This is a genomic window from Holophagales bacterium (assembly GCA_016699405.1).
Taxonomy (GTDB): Bacteria; Acidobacteriota; Thermoanaerobaculia; order Multivoradales; family JAGPDF01; genus JAAYLR01.
This window is the reverse complement of record CP064972.1, coordinates 540,756-561,949: the sequence shown is the minus strand read 5'-3', so window position 1 is coordinate 561,949 and position 21,194 is coordinate 540,756. Positions and strand designations below refer to the sequence as shown.

The following is a 21,194-nucleotide window of genomic DNA, read 5'->3' as shown; positions in this document are numbered from 1 at the left end:
CAGCGTGGGTGACGAAAGGGGAGGGGGCGTGAGCGGGCGATCGGGTCGTGCACTGGGCTGGGCGGCGCTCGTCGTCGGTCTCCTCGCGCCGGCGCTCGCCGGGGAGGCGCCGAGGGCGATCGTCGTCAGCTGGGACGGCGCCGGGGACGAGGTGGTCGATCGGCTGCTCGCCGAAGGTCGGTTGCCTGCGGTTGCCGCGCTCGCCGAGCGCGGGCTCGCGGCGAGCTGGGTGCGCTCGAGCTTCCCGAGCAAGACCGCCGCGGCGCACGCGGCGATCTGGACCGGCACCTGGGCGGCGGGAAGCGGCATCACTGCGAACGAGGTGCCGCTCCTGCCGCGCGCCGAGCACACGCTGCTCGACTTCCAGTCGGGCTTCAGCTCGCTTGCCGCGACCGGCGAGCCGCTCTTCCTGACGGCCGCGCTCGCCGGGCGCCGCGTCGTCGCCCTCTCGGCGACGCAGTCGATCCCTGCGACACCGCTGCGGGAACGCTTGCGTCGTCGCGGCGTGGCGGAGGACCGGCTCACCGTCGTCGGCGGATTCGAGAGCCCGCTGGCGTCGGCCAAAGCGATCGACGCCGCGGCCTTCGGCCCGGCTCGTCCGGGCTGGAACGGCGTCGCCCATCGCCAGGGAGCCCGTGAAGCGGTCCTCCGGGTCGCCGGCACGACCTTCCACCTGCTGCTCTACGACGATCCGGCCGATCCAGTGCGCGGGCTCGACCGACTGTTGGTCCGCGTCGGCAGCCGCGACCGCCGCCGGGCCTCGGCCGAAGCCGTCCTCGCGGCCCATCCCGCCGGCGCCGAGCCGGCCGCCTGGAGCCCGCCGTTTTGCGTGGTCGATGGCTCACGCCACGCCAACACCTTCTTCCGTCTCTTCGATCTCGCGCCCGATGGCTCGCGCGTGCTCCTCTACCGGCGTGCCGCCTACGCGCTTTCCGGGGCGATCGCGCCAGCCGACCTGGCGGCGTACGAAAAGGCCTATCCGGGGTTCCAGGACAGTGGTTTCGCCGCCTACGCGCGTGGCGACCTGGGTGCGACGCTCGGCGACGGCGGGAGCGGTGAGGCCGAACGGCGCGTTCTCGAGATCGTCGCCTTCGATGTCCAGTTGCTGACCGCGGGGGCCACCTTCGCCCTCCGCGCGTGGCAACCGGACCTGCTCTTCCACTACGCGCTCGAGGCCGACGACGCGGGGCACGCGTGGATGGGGATGCTCGACTCCCGCGCACCCGGCTACGACGCCGCCTTGGCCGAGCGAGTCTGGCCGTTCTACGCCCGGGTGTTCGAGCTGCTCGACCGCTGGCTCGGCGCTCTGGTCGCCGCCGCGCCGCCGGAGACGATCGTCGCCCTGGTGAGCGATCACGGTCATGCCGGGGTCCGTCGCTGGGTCTACGTCAACCGGATCCTCGAGGAGGCCGGGCTGCTCGCCTGGGACGCTGCCGGCCGCGTCGACCTCGCCCGCACCGCCGTCGCCGCTCCGTTCTCCGACTTCCAACTGCGCGTCAATGGGACGGAGCGCCACGGGGGAATCGTGTCTCCGGAGGATCGCGCCGCGGTGCTCCGGCGGGCGACGGCGGCGCTCCTCGCCGCCCGCGATCCGGAGAACGGGGCCGCCGTCGTGCGGCTCGTCGCCCGCCCCGAGGAGGTGCCGGCCTATGGCATCGCCGGTCCGCTCGCCGGCGATCTGCTCTTCGACCTCGCCCCCGGCTACTACCTGCGGACCGGTCGGTCGGGGGTGGCGGTCACCCCGAGCGATCGAGCCGACGGCGGCGGCGAGCACGGCTTCTGGCCCGAGCGACGCGAGATGCAGGCGATCTTCTACGCGGCCGGACCGGGGATCGCGGCGGGAGCGCGCCCCGGGGAGATCCGGGCGATCGACATCGCGCCGACCTTGGCCTACCTGCTCGGCCTCCCGGCGCCGGCTCAGGCCACCGGGAGGGTTCTCGGCGAAGCGGGCGCTCGCTGAGCTCCGCGAGGGACTGGCCCGGGTGGTCCTACTCGAGGAGCGCCGCGGCCTCCTCGTAACGGGAGTGCACTCGCTCGACGGCCGAGTTGATCGCGGCACGGTCGGCACCAGCGGTCGCTTGGCTCAGCTCGGCCGTGGCGGCGCAGAGCGCTCCATAGGCAGCCTTGACCTTGTCTTCGCGGCCGGCCGCCTTGCCCGGAAGAGGGGCCGCTTGCAGAGCGGCGCACCGTGACACGAGGTCGCCTGCGTAGCGCGCGAGGGCTGCCAGATCCCCGGCCGGGGCTGCGTGGTGGTAGAGCTCGTACAGTGTCTGGTGATAGGCGTCAAGCTCGCGACTGACCGGGCGCAGCAGTCGCACCAGCCCCTCGTAGCCGGCGTGAAACTGCTCGACCGCGTCGAGAGCTGCCGTCGTCTCTTCGGCGGCGACCGCCTTCTCCATGGCCGCGACCGTGCCCGCCAGCGCCGTGACCCCGGCATCCCACGTGGCCTGCTTCTCGTGCAGCATGGCCGGCAGCTTGGCCGCCTTGAGGGCGGCGAGGTGCTTCTGGACGTCGGGCAACAGCTCCCTGATGCGCGCCAGGTTCTTGGCGGGCCACGCGTCGTGCCAGAGAGGGTAGACGACCTCGTGCATGGCAGAGAGCGCGGGCACGCCGTTCTGGGCGTCGGGCGTTTCGGCGGGGACGGCAGCGGCTGAAAGTCCGAGCATGAGGAGGGCGACGAGAAGGCGGCGGACGAGGTTTCTCCGAGGGTCGGGGTTCAAGCGAAGGCTCCTTTCGCGGGAGGGTCGAGTTGCGCCGGCGTCGAGGCCGTGCGCTGTCGAGCGATCTTGACGGCGTGCCGCGCGCCGGTCAATCGTCCGAGAACGCTTGAGCACGGCGACGTCGACCTTCGTGCTCTGCCACCCGGAAGCTGGAGCTCGAGGCTGACGTCGGTTGGGGAATGGAGCACAATGAGCCGGTTCGAACGGAGGTCGCGATGCGGAGCGAAGCCGTGCGAGATGCCATCCTGCGTCATGTGCGCTACAGCCTGGGTCACCGGGTCGAGGAGCTCTCGCCGACGGAGTGGTTCCGTGCCGTGGCGCTCGCCGCGCGCGAGCGCCTGATCGACGGCCGACTGGCGAGCGAGGAGCGCGTCGAGCGCGCCGACGCCAAGCGCGTCGCCTACCTGTCGATGGAGTTCCTGGTCGGACGTCTGCTCGGCGAGACGCTGACCAACCTCGGCCTCGGCGAAATCTGCCGCGCCGTGGAGGCCGAGCTCGGCGGCGACCTCGAAGCGACCCTCGCCGCCGAGCCCGACGCGGCCCTCGGCAACGGCGGGCTCGGCCGGCTGGCGGCCTGCTTCATGGAGTCGCTGGCCACCCTCGACCTGCCGGCGATCGGCTACGGCATCCACTACGAGTTCGGACTCTTCCGCCAGGAGCTCGACAACGGCCGTCAGCGCGAGCGGCCCGACAACTGGCTCGCCTTCGGGACCCCCTGGACGATCGAGCGGCCGGACGAGGCCTGCGCGATTCCGGTCTACGGTCGGGTCGAGGGGAGTCTCGACCGGCGCGGCGGCTTCAACCCGCTCTGGCTCGACTGGCAGCTGCTCGTCGGTGTGCCCCACGACCTGCTCGTGGCTGGCTACGGCGGTCGCACCGTCAACCCGATCCGTCTCTTCGCCGCGCGGGCCTCGACCGAGTTCGACATGGCCATCTTCAACGACGGCGACTATCTGCGCGCCGTCGAACAGAAGATGGCCTCCGAAACGGTGTCGAAGGTCCTCTATCCGACCGACAGCAGCGAGACCGGACGCGAGCTGCGGCTGGTGCAGGAGTACTTCCTGGTGGCCTGCGCCCTGCGCGACCTGATGCGCCGCTTCCTCGCGCGACGACCGGAGAGCTTTGACCGCTTCCCGGAGAAGGTCGCCATTCAGCTCAACGACACCCATCCGGCGCTCGCCGTCGTCGAGCTGATGCGGCTGCTCGTCGACGAACAGGCGGTACCGTGGGAGCGCGCCTGGGCGATCACCGTGGCGACCTGTGCCTACACCAATCACACGTTGATGGCCGAGGCGCTCGAGCGCTGGCCGGTCGCGCTGCTCGAGAAGGTGATCCCGCGCCACCTGCAGATCCTCTACGAGATCAACCGTCGCTTCCTCGACCAGGTGGCCGAGGTCCATCCCGGCGACACCGCCTGCCTGCGGCGGATGTCGCTCGTCGAGGAGGGCGAAGTCAAGCAGGTGCGGATGGCGCATCTGGCGATCGTCGGCAGCCACTCGGTCAACGGCGTCGCGGCGCTCCACTCCGAGCTCGTGCGCACCACGCTGGTGCCCGACTTCGCCCAGCTCTGGCCGCAGCGTTTCAACAACAAGACGAACGGCGTGAGCCCGCGCCGCTGGCTGCTGACGGCGAACCCGGAGCCTCGCCGCACTGCTCACCGGGGTGGTCGGCGAGGGGTGGATCCGCGATCTCGCCGCGCTGCGTGCGCTCGAGTCGCACGTCGACGACGCGGGGCTCCGGGCCGACCTCGCGGCGGTCAAGCGGCGCAACAAGCAGCGCCTCGCGCGTCAGGTCGCCGAGCTCACCGGCGTCGTCCTCGACCCGGACAGCCTGTTCGACATTCAGGTCAAGCGGATCCACGAGTACAAACGGCAGCTGCTCAACCTGCTCTACCTCGTCCAGGTCTATCTCGAGCTCGCCGAGGATGGCCGCCCGCCGGCCGTGGGGCGGACCTGGCTGCTCGCCGGCAAGGCCGCACCCGGCTACTGGGCGGCCAAGCAGATCATCTGGCTCGCCAACTCGATCGCGACGACGGTCAACGCCGACCGGCGCGTTGGCCCCTGGCTGCGGGCGGTCTTCGTGCCGGACTACCGGGTCTCGCTCGCCGAACGGATCATCCCGGCGGGCGACCTCTCCGAGCAGATCTCGACCGCCGGGACCGAGGCCTCGGGCACCAGCAACATGAAGTTCGCCCTGAACGGCGCGCTGACCATCGGCACGCGCGACGGCGCCAACATCGAGCTGGCCGAGGAGATCGGCGAGGAGGAGATGTTCCTCTTCGGGCTGTCGGCGGCCGAGGTCGCCGGGCTGCGGCGCACCGGGAGCCGCGAGGTCGCGGCGCGCGCGGCGACCGACCCGGGCCTGGCGCGCGTGCTCGCGGCCCTGGCGGACGGTCGTTTCACCCCGGCCGACCGCGGCGCCTTCGGCTGGCTGGTCGAACGCCTGCTCGGCGGCGACCCGTATCTGCATCTGGCCGACTATGCGGCCTACCGCCAGGCGCAGGAGCGCGCGGCCGCTCGCTACGGCGATCCGTCGGCCTGGGGGCGGTCGACGCTCCGCACCATCTCGCGGGTCGGCGCCTTCTCGAGTGACCGCACGATTCGGCAGTACGCCGAGGAGATCTGGCACGTCGTAGCATGCTGAGCGCCGGGCGGAGGCCCGGCGGAGCGCCACGGAGGGGGAGATGAACCTCGAGCTGAGCTGTCAGGACGGGGTCACGGTGGCGCGGGTCCTCGATGCCGCGCTCGATGTGGTCGGAGCCGACGACTTCAAGAAGCGGATCGGTGCCCGGGTCGAACAGGGCGAGCGGCTGCTCGCCATCGACCTCTCGCGCGTCACCTTCATCGACAGCGGCGGGCTGGGGGCGCTGCTCTCGCTCGTTCGCCAGGTCGAGGAGGGGGGCCGTGTGGTGCTCAGCGGCTGCACTCCGCCGGTCCAGCAGGTCCTGCGCCTGACCCGCCTCGACCGCGTCTTCGACTTCTACGCCGACACCGACGCCGCGGTCGCCGCGCTCCGGTGAGCGCCCCGCCCGTCGGCGGCGCGTTCGGTCCGTAGAATGGCGTTCATGGACGATTCCACCGTCGCCCCCTCCTCCGGCCTCGCGCGGCGCGGCCGCGCGCTGCTCGAACGCTCGCCGACGCCCGAGTACCTGCGCGAGCACTTCGCCCGCGTCGGATCGCCCGGCTACGCACCGCTCTGCATCGCCGAGAACCGGTTGATGTGGGACGTCCTCGCACCGAAGATGGCCGCCTGCCGCGCCGTTCCCGAGCGCGTGCTTGGCTACGACGCGATGATCGGTGCGATGCCGTTCCGTCGCCAGCTCGCCGCGCTGCTCGGCCGGCACCTCTGCGGCCGGGCGATCGATCCGGGGCAGGTCGCCGTGCTCGCCGGAGCGGGAAGCGTGCTCGAGGCGCTGTTCTACGCCCTCGGCGATCCGGGCGAGGGGGTTCTCGTGCCGACGCCGAGCTACGCCGGCTTCTGGCTCGATCTCGAGGTGCGCGACGGCTTGCGCATCGTCCCGGTGCCCTGCGCGAGCGACGACGGCTTCCTCCTCACGCCGGCCCGGCTCGACCGCGCACTCGCCGCGGCCGAGATTCCGGTGCGCGCGTTGCTCCTCACCTCGCCGGACAATCCGCTCGGCCGGGTGCACACGGCAAGCGAGCTCGAGGCGCTCCTCGCCTGGGCCGAAGGCGCCGGGCTGCACGTCGTCTGTGACGAGGTCTACGCCCTCTCGGTCTTCGGCGAGAAGCCGTTCGTCAGCGCCGGGCGCCTGCGCCCGCAACTCGGGGAGCGGCTCCATCTCGTCTGGGCGTTCAGCAAGGACTTCGCGGCGAGCGGTCTGCGCTGTGGCGTGCTGGTCACCGAGAACGAGGCTCTCCTCGCCGCCGTCGACCTGCTGGCCGAGTGGGCCTGCTGCTCGGGCGACACGCAGTTCCTGCTCGGCGAGATGATCGCCGACGAAACCTGGGTCGACCACTACCTCGCGGCGATGCGCTCGCGGCTCGGGGGAGCGTACGCCGCGGTGGCCGCGGCGCTCACCGAGGAGAGGATCCCCTTCCTGCCGTCGTCCGCCGGCTTCTTCCTCCTGCTCGATCTCCGCCGCTCTCTCGCGACCCCGACCCGCGAGGCCGAGCGCGCCCTCTGGTGGCGCCTGCTCGAAGAAACCGGGGTGAACCTCACCCCCGGCGCCGCCTGTCGCATCGCCGAGCCTGGCTTCTTCCGCCTCTGCTTCGCCGGTGCCCCGATCGGCGAGGTGATCGACGGCATCCGCCGAGTGGCGCGGCGTCTGGGTTAGGACGGTTGCCCGGTCGGCGTCGATCGGCACCGACCAACACGAGCGACCGCGCAGGTTGGCCGTTCGCCAACTCGGCGAAGCGTTCCGCAGTCTCTGACCTTTCTGCTCGAGCGCGTCCTGCCGATCGGCCCCCCTGACGACTCCGCGGATCCGACGTTGTCACCAGACGTTGCCAACGCCCGTGCACGCGCCGGCACTGCGCCGAAATACAGCGAGCAAGGGGCCAAGGGGCTAGGCTGACCCGACGCCCCGCCTTGGCTTACGTGACGTGGTCACATGGAATGCAATCTCCGTAGAGGTCGACGAAACATGGCGAGGCAGCCTCAGGCCGTCATGCGCTTCACGCTGACCGCGATCCCCGGCCTCTTCGCAGCCGCCCTCCTTTGGCACGAAGTCGTGGACTGCTATCCCTACAAGGTGACGTCTCCCGGCATCAACGGAACGGCACACCTAGCGCTCGCCGTCGCGCTCGTCGCCACTCTTGCCGTGTCCAGTCTCGCCGTGATCAGCCGCGGCTGGGCTTGGCCCGTCCTGTCTGGGGCTGCTGGGGCCGCCGGGTCTCTGATCCCGCTTTCTCGCGCTCACGATCTGGCCGCCACAATCCCTGTTCGTGCCGACTACGAGTTCAATTGGCACACCTCAGTTCTCAGCCTCGACAATGCGGTCTTGGTCGTCTTCGCCATCACACTGTTCTTCGGAATCGCGCTCGGGGCAGTCATGGCCCTGCCTGCCGTCCGGAGATAGGTCGAGCCGTGGTCCCACTCCTTCACCCCGCCGCCTTCGGCAATCGCGCCCGTGCGTACGTCATGCCTACGGCTGCAGTCGCACCATCGGCCTCGGTGGAGAGCCCTTGGGGCTCGCGGCCAGGATGAAATCTGCGCGTGGGGAGCCCGTCGCTCGGACCGACCTCGCGGGCTAGAGTGGTTGTCGGATCACGCTCTGCGTCGGTTTCTCCCGAGTTGTCATCGCCCAGAACTTCTTGCCCTTCGCCTTCGCTTCGTGCTCGGCGGAGTGGCGTTCCGGCTCCTTCGCGAAGCCCTTGAGCGTCGGAGACGCCAGCACGCCAATCCGAATTGCGAACCACCAGGGCGAGCGGGCAGTTGGGCACGGGGCCTTGCAGGGTACGAGAAGACCCAGACTCACCCGGACCATGAAACGAAGCCCCCTGCGAGGCGACGCTGGTCGGGGAGGGCGCCCCGCAGGAACCGGCGACGACCCGGAGAATGTGTGACACCTCCGGCTTCCATCTCGTAAACACCCCTGAGCCCTTGACGGCACGTGGGGACCTTGAGATGCCTTCAACGACGACCTGAGATGGACTCGGACCGACCCGTGGACGTGCAGAAGACCATCCCCTCGCCTTCCCGCTCTCTTCGTCGCCCTCTCCGGAGTCTGTCGTACCTCGTCGGGCTCGCCCTTCCTCTGTACGGGTATCAGTGCGTCGCTTCTGGCCCCAGTTCAGGAGACGCACCGGTACTCGCGCCGGGCTCTGCCCCTTCGGTCGCGCCACCGGCCGCAGCAAGTGGAGGCGACGGGGCTCCTGCCGAAGAGAGCCCGAGCGAGTCACCCTCGCTCGAGGTCGTCGGTCGCTATCGGTACCCGGCTGGCGACTCGCAGGTGCTCGACGCGCGCTGGGCGAGCGAGACTTCTGCCTACATCCTGCGCGCGGTCGACGGCGTCCAGGAGGTCGAGCTGCGCGCGAACGCCGCCAAGCCTCGTCTCGTGATTCCCGGGAGGTCCCAGGTTCACGAGCTGCCGCCGGTCTTGCAGTTTCTCGCGGCCTCCGCTGGCCGTGTCGTCGCCGGTGGCGGCGGCGGGCTCGTCTTTCGTGAGTCCGCCCAGGAACAGGGGGACTTCCAGCTCTCGGTGAGCAGGGGGAACGCGAGCGGGGGTGCCGCGGACCTCGATCTCGACGGGGACCGACTCGCGATTCTCGGGGTTCCCAGTCGAGAACTGTGGGAGAAGAACCGCGACTCGGTGATCGCCTGGACAGGTCTGCTGGGCTCGGGTTCCGCCGGCTTCAAGCCGTTGCTTACGGATGAGCGAGCGGCGGGATCGAAGACGCTACGCCGGAAGGTCAGCCAGGCGCGGCTTGCCCGGTCCGGGGCGATCCGCTTCTCCCGAGCGGGCGACGTCTTCGTCTTTCCCGGCTACGAGCCCGTGGTGAAACTCGTCTCCACCTCCGGCAAGGTCAAACAAAGCTGGGACCTGGCAGAGCTCGGCGTCTTCGGCGACATGAATGGTCCCGACCTGCCGGAGACGGGAAGCAACAGTCGGGTCGAAGGTCAAGCATGGCTCGAGCGCGCAAGCCGCGTCGTGGAGGACATCGTGCCGCTCGGGAAGAAGTCCTTCGGTTTGGTCGTGCGAACGATGGTCGACGGCCAGATCCAGCGCGAGCTTGTTCGCGTCGACGACGATCAAGTGGATCGCTTCCTCATCCCGCTCGTCTCGGACCACCGCCTCGACCGGGTTCGAGCAGACATCGACGAGGAGAACCGGCTGCTCTTCGTCGTGACGGACTATGGCTTCCGAGCCCGCGAGAAGGCCGCATCCGGAGAGATCCTCGTGGCGGCTTTGCCGTAGGCGGCGGGTCGGTCGGCCGCAAACAGAGGGGAGCGCTGCGTGCCGCTCGCCTGCCCGACGACGATGCAAGCTGGCCTAGCCCTTCGCGGCTCTTCCGAGCCCCATTCCATCGAAGACAGCGACACGGGCGGATCGCCTGTAGGACTTCCTCCGACACAGAACCTGCTCCTTCTCCGATTCTTCCTCCCGAGCCCTCCACCTACTGTTTTCTCGGACCCAGGGCGATGAGCCCGCCGAGACCCGGAGGATCGGAAAAATGAACACCCAGAACCAGCCGCCCACAACCCAGAGCCTCAAGGCCGCCACGATTCTTGGAGCCCTTCTGCTCAGTCCCTTCGCTGCTGCCACAGCAGACCAGCAGCAGTTCCTCGGCATGCTCGGTGGCAGTGGCCATGACATGGTCGATGCCGTTCTCACCGATGCCAGCGGATTCCTCTATGTCGTCGGCTCGACGACCTCCAGCGATTTTCCGGTCGCGAATGCGCAGCAGGCGACGCTTGCCGGCGCCAGCGACGTGTTCGTGACCAAGCTCGATCCCAGCGGGACGAGCCTGATCTTCTCCACCTACCTCGGCGGCAGCGGAATCGACACCGCTTCGGCTCTGGCGCTCGACGCTCGCGGCAATCTCTGGATCGCGGGTACGACCTCGTCGCCAAGCTTCCCGGTGACCGCGTCAACCTACGACGCCACATGCGGTACGGATGGCAACTGCAACAACGGGGCGAGCGATGCTTTCCTGGCGGCCTTCAACCCCGCAGGACAGCTGATCGTCTCTACCTTCTTCGGCGGCAGCGCGGCCGATCAGGCCAACGGTGTGGTCATCGACGCGGCCGGGATGGTCACCTTGGTCGGCTCGACGAGCTCGCCTGACCTGCCGCTCTTTGCTCCCACCCAGCGCAGCTTGCGCGGTCCCTCGGACGCCATGGTGGCCCGCTTCGCTGTTGAAACGGGAAAGAACGCCCTTGGGCTCACCTTCGCGACCTATCACGGTGGTCGAGGGGAGGAGAGCGTCGCTGGCGCCGCCCTCACCTCCTCGGGCGTCCTGGCGATGGTGGGGACCACCAGGTCGCCTGACTTCCCCGGAGTGCTCCCCCTCGTCAAGTCGGGACTTCGTGGCACCGACGACGCGTTCGTCGCCGCTTGGGCTCTCTCGGACCGCCGGGTGGTCTTCTCGAGCTACCTGGGCGGCGATCGCGTCGACTACGCCCAGTCTGTCGCGGCAGCCGGCACGGACATCGTCGTCGCGGGACAGACGTGGTCGACGGACTTCCCCTTGGCGGCTCCCCTCCAGGCCACCCGTCGCGGCCCGAGTGATGCCTTCCTCGTGCGGCTCAACCTGACCCAGCCCGCCCTCGTCTTCTCGTCCCTCTTCGGAGGCAACGGCGCAGAGACCGGACAGAGCGTCGCCATCGACGCATCGGGCGACGTCCTTCTTGCCGGCAGCACTTCCTCGAGCGATCTCCCCGTCAGCCCGAATGCTGGGCAATCAGGCTTCGGCGGTGGCAGTTCTGACTCCTACGTCCTGCGCACCTCAGCCAATGGCCAGGCGCTGCTCTACGCCAGCTACCTCGGCGGCTCCCAGACCGACTTGGCCACCGCGAGCGCCTCGAACCTCGCCGGTGGATGGGTGATCGCCGGCGAGATCGAGCTCGAACCCGCCCCGGAATCTCTGGGCTTGTGCGATGGCTACCTCGCGCTGATCGGCCCGTCGACCAACCTCCGCCGCTGAGCTCACCTGATCGAATCCGGGCGAATTGTCGCCCTTCGACGGACCGCGAAGAACCTCCGGCTCGCGGTCCGTCATTCTTTCGTTCGAAGCCAACGGCGCTTTCATTCCCCGGGTGGTTGCCATGATTCTGCCAGCGATGGCGTGACGAGCTCCCTCGCTGGCGCAACTCAACGAGACGTCGCCACCGGCTCGGCTCCTCCCCTGCCGTTGTCCCTGGCTGCTTGGCCCCCCGCGACGGCCTGGCCGACCTCACCGCATCCCGCTCCTGCCCTTCGCCTTCGCTTCGCGCCCGGCGAGCACCGGTTCGGAAGCGACCGGGAGCCTTGCCTTCTCAGCCTCGAGCTCGCCTGCCTCGAGGAACCGGATTGCCGAGTGCTGACAACCCACGGTGACCGATCGCCAGATTCGAGCCCTGCCATCTCCGGGGACGTACAATATTGGTCACAATCCACACGCGATCCGCGCCGGAGAACCAACCTTCGTGCGTCGGATGCTCGAGCCGTCGGATCTTGGGCTTCTGGTTACCCACCAGGTTCCGCCGGCCCGGGGGGAGGGGGGATGGCCGACCGTCAGGAACGACTGCAGGGAAGATCGGGGGCAAGCGGGGCACGGGACCTGGGGGATGCCACGACCGAAACCAACGCTCCAGAACGCCTGCGCTCGATCGTCGCAGCGCTGGATGAAGGGGTGCTGGTTCAGGAGGCGGACGGCACGATCTCTCTGGTGAACTCCGCCGCTGAACGAATTCTCGGCCGGTCGGCAGCCGAGTTGCTTGCTCAGCCCCCGGAGGACCTCTTTCGGGCAGCCGACCCCCTTCGGGACGACGACTGCCCCTTCGGCGCCGACGAGCACCCCGTGGCGGTGACGCTGCGCACCGGGCGCGCGCAGCGAAATGTCGAGTTGGGCTTGCGACGCCCTGACGGCAGCCGCGTCTGGATCTCCTCCAACTCCGAAGCGGTCAGGTCATCCACCACTGGCCAGATCGTCGCCGTCGTTGCGACGCTTCGCGACATCACGGAGCAGCGTCGCCTCGACCGCGAAGCGCGGGAATCCGAGGAGAAGTTCGCCACGACCTTTCGTGTCTCGCCGCTTCTGATGGCCCTCACCCGCCTCTCGGACGGCCGGATTCTCGAAGTCAACGAGAGCTATGAGCGACTTCTTGGCTACACCCGCGCGGAGTCCGTCGGCAAGCGTACCGGCGAGTTGTCGATCTGGGCACAACCAGAGGACCGGGCGGTCTTCGTCGACGAGTTGAGCAGGAGCGGCGAGGTTCGCGCGTTCGAGACCACCCTGCGCCGCAAGGACGGGACCCTCGTACCGGTTCTCGACGCCGCCAGGAGGGTCGACATCGACGGCGAGCCGTGTCTCATCTCGGCAGCGCTCGACATCACTCACAGCAAACAGGCCCAAGCGGATCTGGCGCGAGTCAACCGGGCGCTGCGGCTCGTCAACGCCGCCAATCAGGCTCTTCTCCACCAGACCGATGAGACCGCTCTGCTGGCGGAGATCTGCCGGGTGGCTGTCGAGATCGGCGAATACCGCATGGCCTGGGCCGGCCTTCCCGAGCAGGGTCCAGGCCAGGCTCTCCGGCCGATCGCCCACGCCGGATTCGACTCCGGCTTTCTCGCGGCGGCTCGCGGGACCTGGGCAGACGACGAGCGCGGTCGGGGCCCTACCGGCACCGCTGTGCGCACGCAGCGGCCCTGCATCCTCCACGACCTAAGCAACGATCCAGGATTCGCCCCATGGCGCGAAGCGGCGCTCGAGCGTGGCTATCAGTCGATCATCGCCTTGCCGCTGGTTGCCGGCGGCGAGGTCCTCGGCACGCTCAGCATCTACTCCGCCACGGCGGGTGCATTTGACTCGTCCGAGGTGGGGGTCCTGGAGGAGCTGGCGGCTGACTTGGCTTTCGGGATCGCGGCCCTGCGCACCCGCCAGCAGAAAGAGCAAGCCGAGGCCGCCCTGCGCCGACACGAGGCGCAGCTCAACGAATCTCAGAGGCTCGCGCGGATCGGTAGCTGGGACTGGAACGCCATGACGGACACGATCTGGTGGTCTCCCGAGTACTACCGCATCTACGGGCTCGACCCCGATCTTCCAACTCCCAGTTACCTCGAGCACCTCCAGGCCTACACCCCGGCGAGCGCCGCGCTGCTCGACGAGCTCGTCCGGCGCGCCATGGAACGCGGCGAACCCTACACGGTGGATCTCGAGCTCGCCCATCCAACTCCAGAAACGAAGTGGATCGTGGCTCGCGGCGAAGCCAAGCGCGATGAGACCGGCCAGATCGTCGGCTTGCGTGGAACCTCCCAAGACATCACCGAGCGACGCGACCTCCAAGACGAGTTGCGACGGATCAATGCCGAGCTCGAGAACCGCGTCGAGCAGCGCACGGCGGAGCTCGCCGAGGCCGTGCGCGAGCTCGAGGCCTTCTCCTACTCTGTCTCTCATGACCTTCGCGCTCCGTTACGGGCGATTCACGGCTACGCCTCGCTGCTCGAAGAGCTGAGCGGCACGCCGGTCGAAGACGAACGCACCCAGCTGCTGCGTTCGCTGCGCACCAATGCCACGCGAATGGGTCAGCTGATCGACGACCTCCTCACCTTGTCCCGTTCGAGTCGCGCCCAGCTCTCCAGGGCCCGGCTCGACATGAACGCCCTTGCCCGCGACGTCCTGGCCGAGCTCATCCCTACGGGCGAGCGCTCCAGAATCGAGCTCCAGGTCGCCCCGCTCCCGGATGCATTCGGCGACCCCGCACTGATCCGCGTGGTCCTCCAAAACCTCCTCTCGAACGCGCTCAAGTACAGCGCGCCCAGGGCCATTCCCCACATCGAGGTCGGTGCTTGCCCTGGTGCCGGCGGGAACGAGTACTACGTCAAGGACAATGGCGTCGGCTTCGACCCGCGGTACCTGAACAAGCTCTTTGGCGTCTTCGAACGCCTCCATTCCGCTGCCGAGTTCGAAGGCACGGGAATCGGCCTCGCTCTCGTGAAGCGCATCGTGACCCGGCACGGCGGGACCGTGCGCGCCGAGGGAGCGATCGACCGCGGCGCGACGTTCTCCTTCACCCTGGCAGCTCCGCCCGAGGGCACCCCCTGAACTGGAGCTGGCGCGTGAGCGGTGCACCCGCGGGGGTGGCGCTGGACGCCCGAACCGGTAGCGCCAGCCCCACCGAGCTCGAATCCTGGCCGAGCCCAGAGTAGCGGCCCTCGCACCGAGTGTCACCCGCGGTGCCTGACGGCGGGAGTTGCTTCGAGGGGTCCGTTCGAGCGCCTCTGGGCCGCCAGACTCGAGAGCGGCCTCCTCACTCGATCTTGCAACAAGGACTCGTGGCCCAGGCGCACCCCACCAACCGCCTTGGGTCTTCCAGCATCTGGGGGTCGAGGATCTACCGACCGGCCGACGACAAGACGGTTCGCACCCTTCCCGACCATCTCGTGGCCTTCTCCACGGCGATCTGGCTCGAGGGGCCGAGCCCGAATGCGCGGGTCACCCGCCAGGCCAACGGCCGGCCGCACCGCATCGGCCAGACGCTCCCCGTGCGGCTGCTCTATCCCTACTACGCCGAGACCCTGCAGAAGACCGAGCTCGACTTGGTCGCCCACAAGGTCACCGCCTCGCAGCAGGTCGACGGGATCTCCCTCACCGGTGCGCTCGAGGCCGCTGGCGCCCTCTCCGAGGACGATCGGCGGCACGCTGATGCGGCGTTGCCCTTCGGGCAGGCGCTCTATCGGGCGGCGGTGGCGGGGCGATGAGAAGGCACCGCCGGACGCGTCATCGAACGGACCAGGCGCGAGCCGAACCGTGCCCGGGATCCCTCTGCAGCCGCCGACGGCGATGCTAGGCTTGCGTTGCGCCCAGCTATACAGAGATCCGCAAGCACGTCATCGCCGCGGGCACGACTTGTCCGATTGCCAAGCGACAGACCTGCCAACCGAGGAGGAGCTCATGGGGATCCCAGCCGGGGCAATCCAAGTTCCGCTCGCGGTCGGCTCCTATCTCAGACACAACGACTTAAGCCGCCGAATTCGTTGCTCGAGAGGAAGATGAGCCTTGAGTCAATTACATCGAATCTCCGGCTGCGGCAACACCTCGCGCAAGGCCGACGTAGTCTTCATCCACGGTCTCGGAGGGGACCCCTTCACCACCTGGCGCCATGGCGACGACGACTCGACCTCGTGGCCTCACTGGCTGGGGAGTGAGTTTCCCGAAGTCGGGGTTTGGTCGCTCGGCTACGCCGCCAGTCCCAGTCGATGGGCACGGCTGGTGCGTCTGTTCGGCCTGGGCTCACGCGACTCGGGCCACACCATGTCCCTTCCGGATCGCGCGGCCCAGGTCCTGGACCTCATGAAACTGAAAGGCCTCGGCGATCGGCCACTCCTCTTCATCTGCCACAGCTTGGGGGGCCTAGTCGCCAAGCAGGTCCTGCGCAAGGCGAGTGACGCCCCTGATGAGCGGAAGCAACAAGTCGTCCGCCAGACGCGCGCCGTTCTATTCCTGGCTACCCCGCACGCGGGAGCCGAGCTGGCCACGCTCGCGCATGCCTTTCGGGCCGTCTTCGGCGCCACGGTCAGCATGGAAGATCTCCGAGCTCATGACTCCCACCTGCTCGACCTGTACGACTGGTACCGAAATCAGAGCCCGCCTCGTGGCATTCAGACCGTCACCTACTACGAGAGGAGGGGCCTCGGAGGAGTCCTCCCGATCGTCAATCCGACGTCCTCGCATCCTGGTGTCGGCGCCGATCCGGTCGCCCTCGACGAAGACCACCTTTCGATCGTCAAACCGCGCGAGCCCGATGCCCAAGTCTGCTGTGCGGCGCGAGACCTCCTGCGTCGCGTGGTTCTGGCCTCCCCTCCGGCGGTGTCTTCCCCGCCCTCGGCGCCAGACAATGCGCCCCGAGATATTGTCCTCAAGCTCGCTCCGGGGTTGATTCCCACCCACGACGCCCCGCGCCTTCCTCGGGAGCTACCTCCGGCCGCACACCAGTTCTTCGGCCGCGACGCTGAGCGGCAGCAACTCGTCGAGCGGCTCCAGGCCGGGTTGAGCACCGCCGTCGTCGGGCCGGCCGGAATGGGAAAGACAGCCCTGGCGGCGGAGGCCCTCGAGGAGGTCGCGGGTGCGGACGCATGCAACCTGGCGACCACTCCCTTTCCGGACGGCATCCTCTACCTTGATCTCTACACATACCAAGGTCAGGCCGAACCGGCTTGGAACGGGCTCGCCAACCGACTGCGCGGCCCAGAGTTTCTGGAGACAAGACCCGCACGCGACCGGGCCATCGAAGCCTGCCGGGCTCGACGGATCCTCGTCATCGTCGAAGGCGGCGAAGAGGCAGACGGCGATCCAGGTCGCACGACGATCCCTGAGCTGTTCAGCGTTCTCTCTCCGGAGAACCGCTGGCTTCTGCTCACGCGAGTGAGCACCCAGGCGGCGGCAGCAGAGACGGTTCGCATCCAGGACGCGCTGAGCTCGGCCGAGGCCGCGGCGCTGTTGGACTGGCTAACTCGCCGCCAGCCGCTTCGTGGCGAGGTCCGTGCCGCGGTACTGGAACTTCTTGAAGGCCATCCACTGGCCATCAACTGGGCTGGCAGCCTCCTCGCCCTCGACGAGGAGGAGCCCGCGAGCCTCGTCTGCGACTGGAGATCTCGGGGCCTCCCTACTCTCAGTGATCCCAGGCAGGCCGAGCACACGCTGCAATGGCTCTTCGCGCGAAGCGTCCGTGGGCTTGAGGAAGTGGCTCGCCAGGCCCTCGCGGCGGCGGGGTTGTTGGCGCGGGCGCCGTTCCCGCTCAAGGCGATCGTTGCAGCGTTGGGACGCGAGGACGACGACTCGGCTCGCGAGGAGGCCCGCAGGCTCCTGCGACTCCTCGTCCAGCGTGGGTTGTTGCGCACTGCTGGCACCGACTCCTGGCAATTCACTCATGTGCTGGGCTACCGCTTCGCACGAAACGAGGACGGCGCGGACCCGACCATGCTGGAGCGGTTGGGCCTCTGGCTTCACTCGCAGTTGGTGGGAGCGTTGCAACGCGGGGTCGACACCGAGGCGCTCGCCAACCTTGGCCGCCCCATGCAGCACGTCGCGGCCGTCCTGCGCGCCGATTCTGACCAGCGGCTCTGGGAGCCTCTGGCCCATGCGCTCCTCTATGACGTCTCGGATCGCTTGGAGGATCTTGGCCGACTGGATCTGGTCACTCGCGGCTTGAGAGCCGTGGCGGATTGGATGGACCGGCTCCCCGCTGAAGTGGCTCAACAACCGAGATGGCTTGGAGAGCGTTGCGTCCTCGTAGTTGATCAAGGCGACGTCCTCCGTGATCAGGGCGACCTCGACGGGGCCCTCGCCGCGTTCCACGAAGCACTCGCGACCAGGCAGCGCCTCGCCAGGGTCGACCCGCTAAACACAACGTGGCAGAGGAATCTCGGCGTCAGTTTTCAGCGGGTCGGCGACGTTTTGCGCGAGCAGGGCGACCTCGACGGAGCCCTCGACGCCTTCCAAGAGGCACGCGCGTGGTTCCAGCGCCTGGTCAAAGCCGATCCGTCGGATGTTGCGTCGCAGCGGAGTCTAGGCATCTGCCACGCAAAGGTGGGCGATGTCCTCCGCGATCAGGGCGACCCGGATGGTGCTCTCATCGCAGTCCGCGAGGCGGTCGCGGGGGTTCACTCCCTGGTCGAGGCCGATTCATCGAATGAAACGCTCCTGCGAGATCTCGGATTGGGTCAAGAGAGGATTGGCGGAATCCTGTTTGCTCAGGGCGACCTCTCTGGGGCGCTCGTTGCTTCTCGCGAGGCGCTAGCGATCAGGCAGCGCCTTGCCAAGGCCGATCCCTCGAATGCAACCTGGCAGCGGGATCTCAGCGTCAGCCACAACAAGGTGGGCGAAGTCCTCCGTGCCCAGGGTGACCTCGACGGAGCCCTCGCTGCCTTCCGCGAGTCGCTCGCGATTAGTCAGCGCCTCGCCAAGGCCGATCCCTCGAATGCAATCTGGCAGCGGGATCTCAGCGTCAGCCACGACAAGGTGGGCGAAGGGCTCCGTGCTCAGGGCGACCTCGACGGGGCCCTCGACGCCTTCCGCCATGCGCTTGTGATCAGTCGGCGCCTCGCCCAAGCCCATCCCTCGATTGCAGCCTGGCAACGGGACTTCTCGTATTGCCTCAGGCAACTCGCCGAGTTTCATGAGCAACGAGGCCAACCTTCGGTCGCACTGCCGTTCGCTGAAGAGAGTCTCTCGATCGACGAACGCCTGTCCGAGCTCGATCGGAGCAATGCGACCTGGCAGCGTGATGTGGCCGTGAGTCAAGCGTTGGTGGCCCGCTTACGCGGTCACTGACGAGCTTCGGCTCTCGTGCATGCTGGCGCCCCACGAGGGCGACGATCGCGCCGACGGCGCGGTTCCGACCGTCGGGAGGGAGCACCATCGGGCGACTGCATCGAGATGCTGCCCCCGGCCCCTCGCGGCAACTGCTCCCTCAGCGCTTCTTGCCCTTCCCTTTCCCTTTCGCCGCGCGCTCGGCGAGGTGACGCTCGAGCTCCACGACGAAGCTCTTGAAGACCGGCGGTGTGCACCACTCGCGCTTCGACACCTCGAAGACGAGGTCGAGGAGCTGGTCGCTCGTCTCGTAGCGCGACATCTCGAAGAGGGCGGGCTTGCGGTCCTCCTTGCGGTTCGGGCGGTAGACGGCGATGGCCTTGGCGTCGGCCACGATCTCGGCTTCCGCTCCCGTGCCGCTCGCCACGCCGAGCTTCGTGCGAATCCACTCCGAGACCGACCAGTACCCCTCGCGCTCCGCCGCGGCCGTCCACTGCGCGACCTGCTCCTCGCTCGCGCGGATCATCCGCGTCTCGGACAACGCCTGCTTTCGCATTTCTCGCTCCTTGGCTCGACGATGGACACGCGGACGCTCGTCCCCCCGAGCCCGCCACGTGCGCCAACGGTACACCCCGCGACGCCTCGGCGGACTTCCGCTCGTGATCGGGCAGGGAACCCGGACCGTTCCCTCGTATCAGTTACACGTCATGCGCGCCGTTCGTCGGCCGGCGTGTGGGGGGGATTGACAGACGTCGCGGCCCGAGGCGAGACTACCTACCGGTCGGTAACTTAACCCGCCGGCCGCCCTCTTCGTAGTCAGGAACGATGTCCTTGCCACCCCCCGACGATCGCAGCGCTCGCGAACGCCTCCTCCAGGCGGCGGTCGAGCTCTTCACGGTGCGCGGCTATTCGGCGACGACCGTGCGCGAGATCGTCGAGGCCGCGCAGGTGACCAAGCCGGTCCTCTACTACCACTTCGGCTCGAAGGAGGGGATCTACCTCGAGATCCTCGAGGAGATCCGCCGCCGCATGCAGGCTCTCCTCCAAGGCCTCCTGTCCGGCGGCGGCAGCGCCCGGCAACGCCTCGAACGGCTCTTCCTCGGCATCTACGACGAGTTCGAGCAGCAGGCGCCGGTAGTGCGCTTTCTCAACGGCATCTTGTGGGGCCCGCCCCAAGGCGCCCCGCCCTTCGACGTCGAGAGCATGCACCGCCCGCTGCACGAGGCGGTCCAGGGAATCGTCGCCCAGGGGATCGCCGACGGCGAGCTTCGTCCGGCCGACGCCGACTCGGTTGCCGTCACGCTGATCGCCCTGCTCTCCTTCTCGATGGACCTGCAACTCTGCCATCCCGACTGGGGCCTCGGCCGGTCCGGTCTGGCCCAGCTTCTAGAAATCGCCTTCACCGGCATCGCCCTGCCGGTTTCCGCCTCTCAGGAGATCTCCCGATGACTCGCCGAATCGCGCTTCGCGCTCTCCCACTCCTCCTTCTGGCCGCGATCGCGGCGGGCTGCTCCGGACCGGCAGGCAGCGAAGCCGAAGCCGGCAAGGAGGCCGGTCGACCCACCGTGGCGGTGGATACCGCGCGGGCGACCAGCACCGACCTCGAGGAGTCCGTCGAGGTGGTGGGCGCCCTCACCCCCCGCACCGAAGCCGAGGTGAAGAGCGAGTTCTCCGGCGTCGTCTCTGCGATCTACGTCTCGCAGTGGGTGCAGGTCAAGCGCGGGACGCCGCTCGCCAAGCTCGACTCGCGCGAGACCGAGGCCGCGCTCGAAGCGGCCCGTGCCGCCGTGTCGCAGGCCGAGGTCGCCACGGCGCGTGCCGCCCGGGAGCTGGCGCGCACGGTGCAGCTCAAGGACACGGGGCTCGCCACGCAGCAGGCGCTCGACGAGGCGCGCACCGGCGACGAGGCGGCGCGAGCCCAGCTCGCCGCGGCGAAGGCGCAGCTCGACATGGCCCAGACGCGTCTGGCCAAGCTGATCTTCCGGGCGCCGATCGACGGTGTCGTCGCGGCGCGCAACGTCAACGTCGGCGACTACGTGGAGAACATGGGCAATCCGCGCCCGATGTTCCGCCTCGTCGACAACCGGGTGCTCGAGCTCACCGTCACCGTGCCGACCGCGCGCCTGGCCGGTCTGCGCGAAGGACAGCCGCTCTTCTTCTCGGTCGACGCGATCCCGGGTCGGGAGTTCGAGGGCAAGGTCTCCTTCATCAACCCGGTGGCCGACGAAGCCAGCCGGACGGTGAAGGTCAAGGCCGAGATCGCCAACGACCCGGAGGTGCTCAAGTCGGGGCTCTTCGCCAAGGGACGGATCCGCACCGGCGTCCGCTCGGGCGTGCTCACCGTGCCGCGCAGTGCGCTGCAGTCCTGGGACACCGCCACCGGCAAGGGGGCGGTCTTCGTCGTCGAAGGCGGAGTCGCACGCCGCACGGCGGTCGAAACCGGCGCCACGCGCGAGGACCGGGTGGAGATCGTCGGCGGGATCGCCGCCGGCGCCGAAGTCGTCGTGCGCGGCGGCTTCAACCTGCGCGACGGCGACAAGGTGCGTGGAGCGGGGGCCTGAGC

13 protein-coding genes and 1 pseudogene are annotated in these 21,194 nt (G+C 68.7%); 12 read left to right on the top strand and 2 right to left on the bottom strand.

Features of this window, described 5'->3' with window-relative positions; translation table 11 throughout:
* Window positions 1-28 precede the first annotated feature (28 nt).
* Window positions 29-1,960: an alkaline phosphatase family protein gene (locus tag IPJ17_02385; GenBank protein ID QQR74462.1), complete on the top strand. Its 1,932-nt coding sequence runs from the start codon at window positions 29-31 to the stop codon at window positions 1,958-1,960.
* Between the two features lie 28 nt (window positions 1,961-1,988).
* On the opposite strand, the gene IPJ17_02380 is transcribed toward IPJ17_02385, so the two are convergent.
* Window positions 1,989-2,720, bottom strand: a complete 732-nt coding sequence (locus IPJ17_02380; GenBank protein ID QQR74461.1) for a hypothetical protein — start codon at window positions 2,718-2,720, stop codon at window positions 1,989-1,991.
* A 215-nt stretch (window positions 2,721-2,935) separates the two neighbouring features.
* Between IPJ17_02380 and IPJ17_02375 the strand changes: the two are divergent.
* The 9 genes and pseudogenes from IPJ17_02375 (at window position 2,936) to IPJ17_02335 (ending at window position 18,652) form a co-directional block, all read left to right on the top strand.
* Window positions 2,936-5,363, top strand: a pseudogene (locus IPJ17_02375) (glycogen/starch/alpha-glucan phosphorylase).
* Between the two features lie 40 nt (window positions 5,364-5,403).
* Window positions 5,404-5,739 carry an STAS domain-containing protein gene (locus IPJ17_02370; GenBank protein QQR74460.1) on the top strand — a complete coding sequence of 112 codons (336 nt, stop codon included), beginning with the start codon at window positions 5,404-5,406 and terminating at the stop codon, window positions 5,737-5,739.
* Between the two features lie 45 nt (window positions 5,740-5,784).
* The gene (locus IPJ17_02365) at window positions 5,785-7,014 is read left to right on the top strand and encodes an aminotransferase class I/II-fold pyridoxal phosphate-dependent enzyme (protein QQR74459.1); all 1,230 of its coding nucleotides are present in this window, start codon (window positions 5,785-5,787) and stop codon (window positions 7,012-7,014) included.
* Between the two features lie 333 nt (window positions 7,015-7,347).
* Complete coding sequence (locus IPJ17_02360) at window positions 7,348-7,758, top strand: hypothetical protein (GenBank protein ID QQR74458.1); 411 nt, start codon at window positions 7,348-7,350, stop codon at window positions 7,756-7,758.
* Window positions 7,759-8,631: 873 nt separating this feature from the next.
* On the top strand, window positions 8,632-9,597 hold the full coding sequence (locus IPJ17_02355; GenBank protein ID QQR74457.1) for a hypothetical protein: 966 nt from the start codon (window positions 8,632-8,634) through the stop codon (window positions 9,595-9,597).
* A 256-nt stretch (window positions 9,598-9,853) separates the two neighbouring features.
* Window positions 9,854-11,326: an SBBP repeat-containing protein gene (locus IPJ17_02350; GenBank protein QQR74456.1), complete on the top strand. Its 1,473-nt coding sequence runs from the start codon at window positions 9,854-9,856 to the stop codon at window positions 11,324-11,326.
* A 372-nt stretch (window positions 11,327-11,698) separates the two neighbouring features.
* A complete protein-coding gene (locus tag IPJ17_02345; GenBank protein ID QQR74455.1) occupies window positions 11,699-14,425 on the top strand; it encodes a PAS domain S-box protein in 2,727 nt (908 codons plus the stop codon).
* 230 nt (window positions 14,426-14,655) lie between these two features.
* Window positions 14,656-15,081, top strand: a complete 426-nt coding sequence (locus tag IPJ17_02340; GenBank protein ID QQR74454.1) for a hypothetical protein — start codon at window positions 14,656-14,658, stop codon at window positions 15,079-15,081.
* A gap of 298 nt (window positions 15,082-15,379) precedes the next feature.
* Window positions 15,380-18,652 (top strand): tetratricopeptide repeat protein, encoded by a 3,273-nt coding sequence (locus IPJ17_02335; GenBank protein QQR74453.1) that lies wholly within the window; start codon window positions 15,380-15,382, stop codon window positions 18,650-18,652.
* 139 nt (window positions 18,653-18,791) lie between these two features.
* Here IPJ17_02335 and IPJ17_02330 read toward each other — a convergent pair whose 3' ends face one another.
* The gene (locus IPJ17_02330; protein QQR74452.1) at window positions 18,792-19,187 is read right to left on the bottom strand and encodes a hypothetical protein; all 396 of its coding nucleotides are present in this window, start codon (window positions 19,185-19,187) and stop codon (window positions 18,792-18,794) included.
* Between the two features lie 269 nt (window positions 19,188-19,456).
* Between IPJ17_02330 and IPJ17_02325 the strand changes: the two genes are divergently transcribed.
* Together IPJ17_02325 and IPJ17_02320 are read left to right on the top strand one after the other, a co-directional pair.
* Window positions 19,457-20,080, top strand: coding sequence for a TetR/AcrR family transcriptional regulator (locus IPJ17_02325; GenBank protein QQR74451.1), 624 nt, complete (start codon window positions 19,457-19,459; stop codon window positions 20,078-20,080).
* Entirely contained in the window at window positions 20,077-21,192 is a 1,116-nt protein-coding gene (locus tag IPJ17_02320) for an efflux RND transporter periplasmic adaptor subunit (GenBank protein ID QQR74450.1), read from the top strand. The genes IPJ17_02325 and IPJ17_02320 overlap by 4 nt, the downstream gene beginning before the upstream one ends.
* Window positions 21,193-21,194: the final 2 nt, after the last annotated feature.

Coding starts and splice junctions, on each gene's coding strand:
- IPJ17_02365 (QQR74459.1), top strand. CDS start 5,785: ATGGACGATTCCACCGTCGCCCCCTCCTCCGGCCTCGCGCGGCGCGGC.
- IPJ17_02370 (QQR74460.1), top strand. CDS start 5,404: ATGAACCTCGAGCTGAGCTGTCAGGACGGGGTCACGGTGGCGCGGGTC.
- IPJ17_02325 (QQR74451.1), top strand. CDS start 19,457: ATGTCCTTGCCACCCCCCGACGATCGCAGCGCTCGCGAACGCCTCCTC.
- IPJ17_02350 (QQR74456.1), top strand. CDS start 9,854: ATGAACACCCAGAACCAGCCGCCCACAACCCAGAGCCTCAAGGCCGCC.
- IPJ17_02330 (QQR74452.1), bottom strand. CDS start 19,187: ATGCGAAAGCAGGCGTTGTCCGAGACGCGGATGATCCGCGCGAGCGAG.
- IPJ17_02320 (QQR74450.1), top strand. CDS start 20,077: ATGACTCGCCGAATCGCGCTTCGCGCTCTCCCACTCCTCCTTCTGGCC.
- IPJ17_02360 (QQR74458.1), top strand. CDS start 7,348: ATGCGCTTCACGCTGACCGCGATCCCCGGCCTCTTCGCAGCCGCCCTC.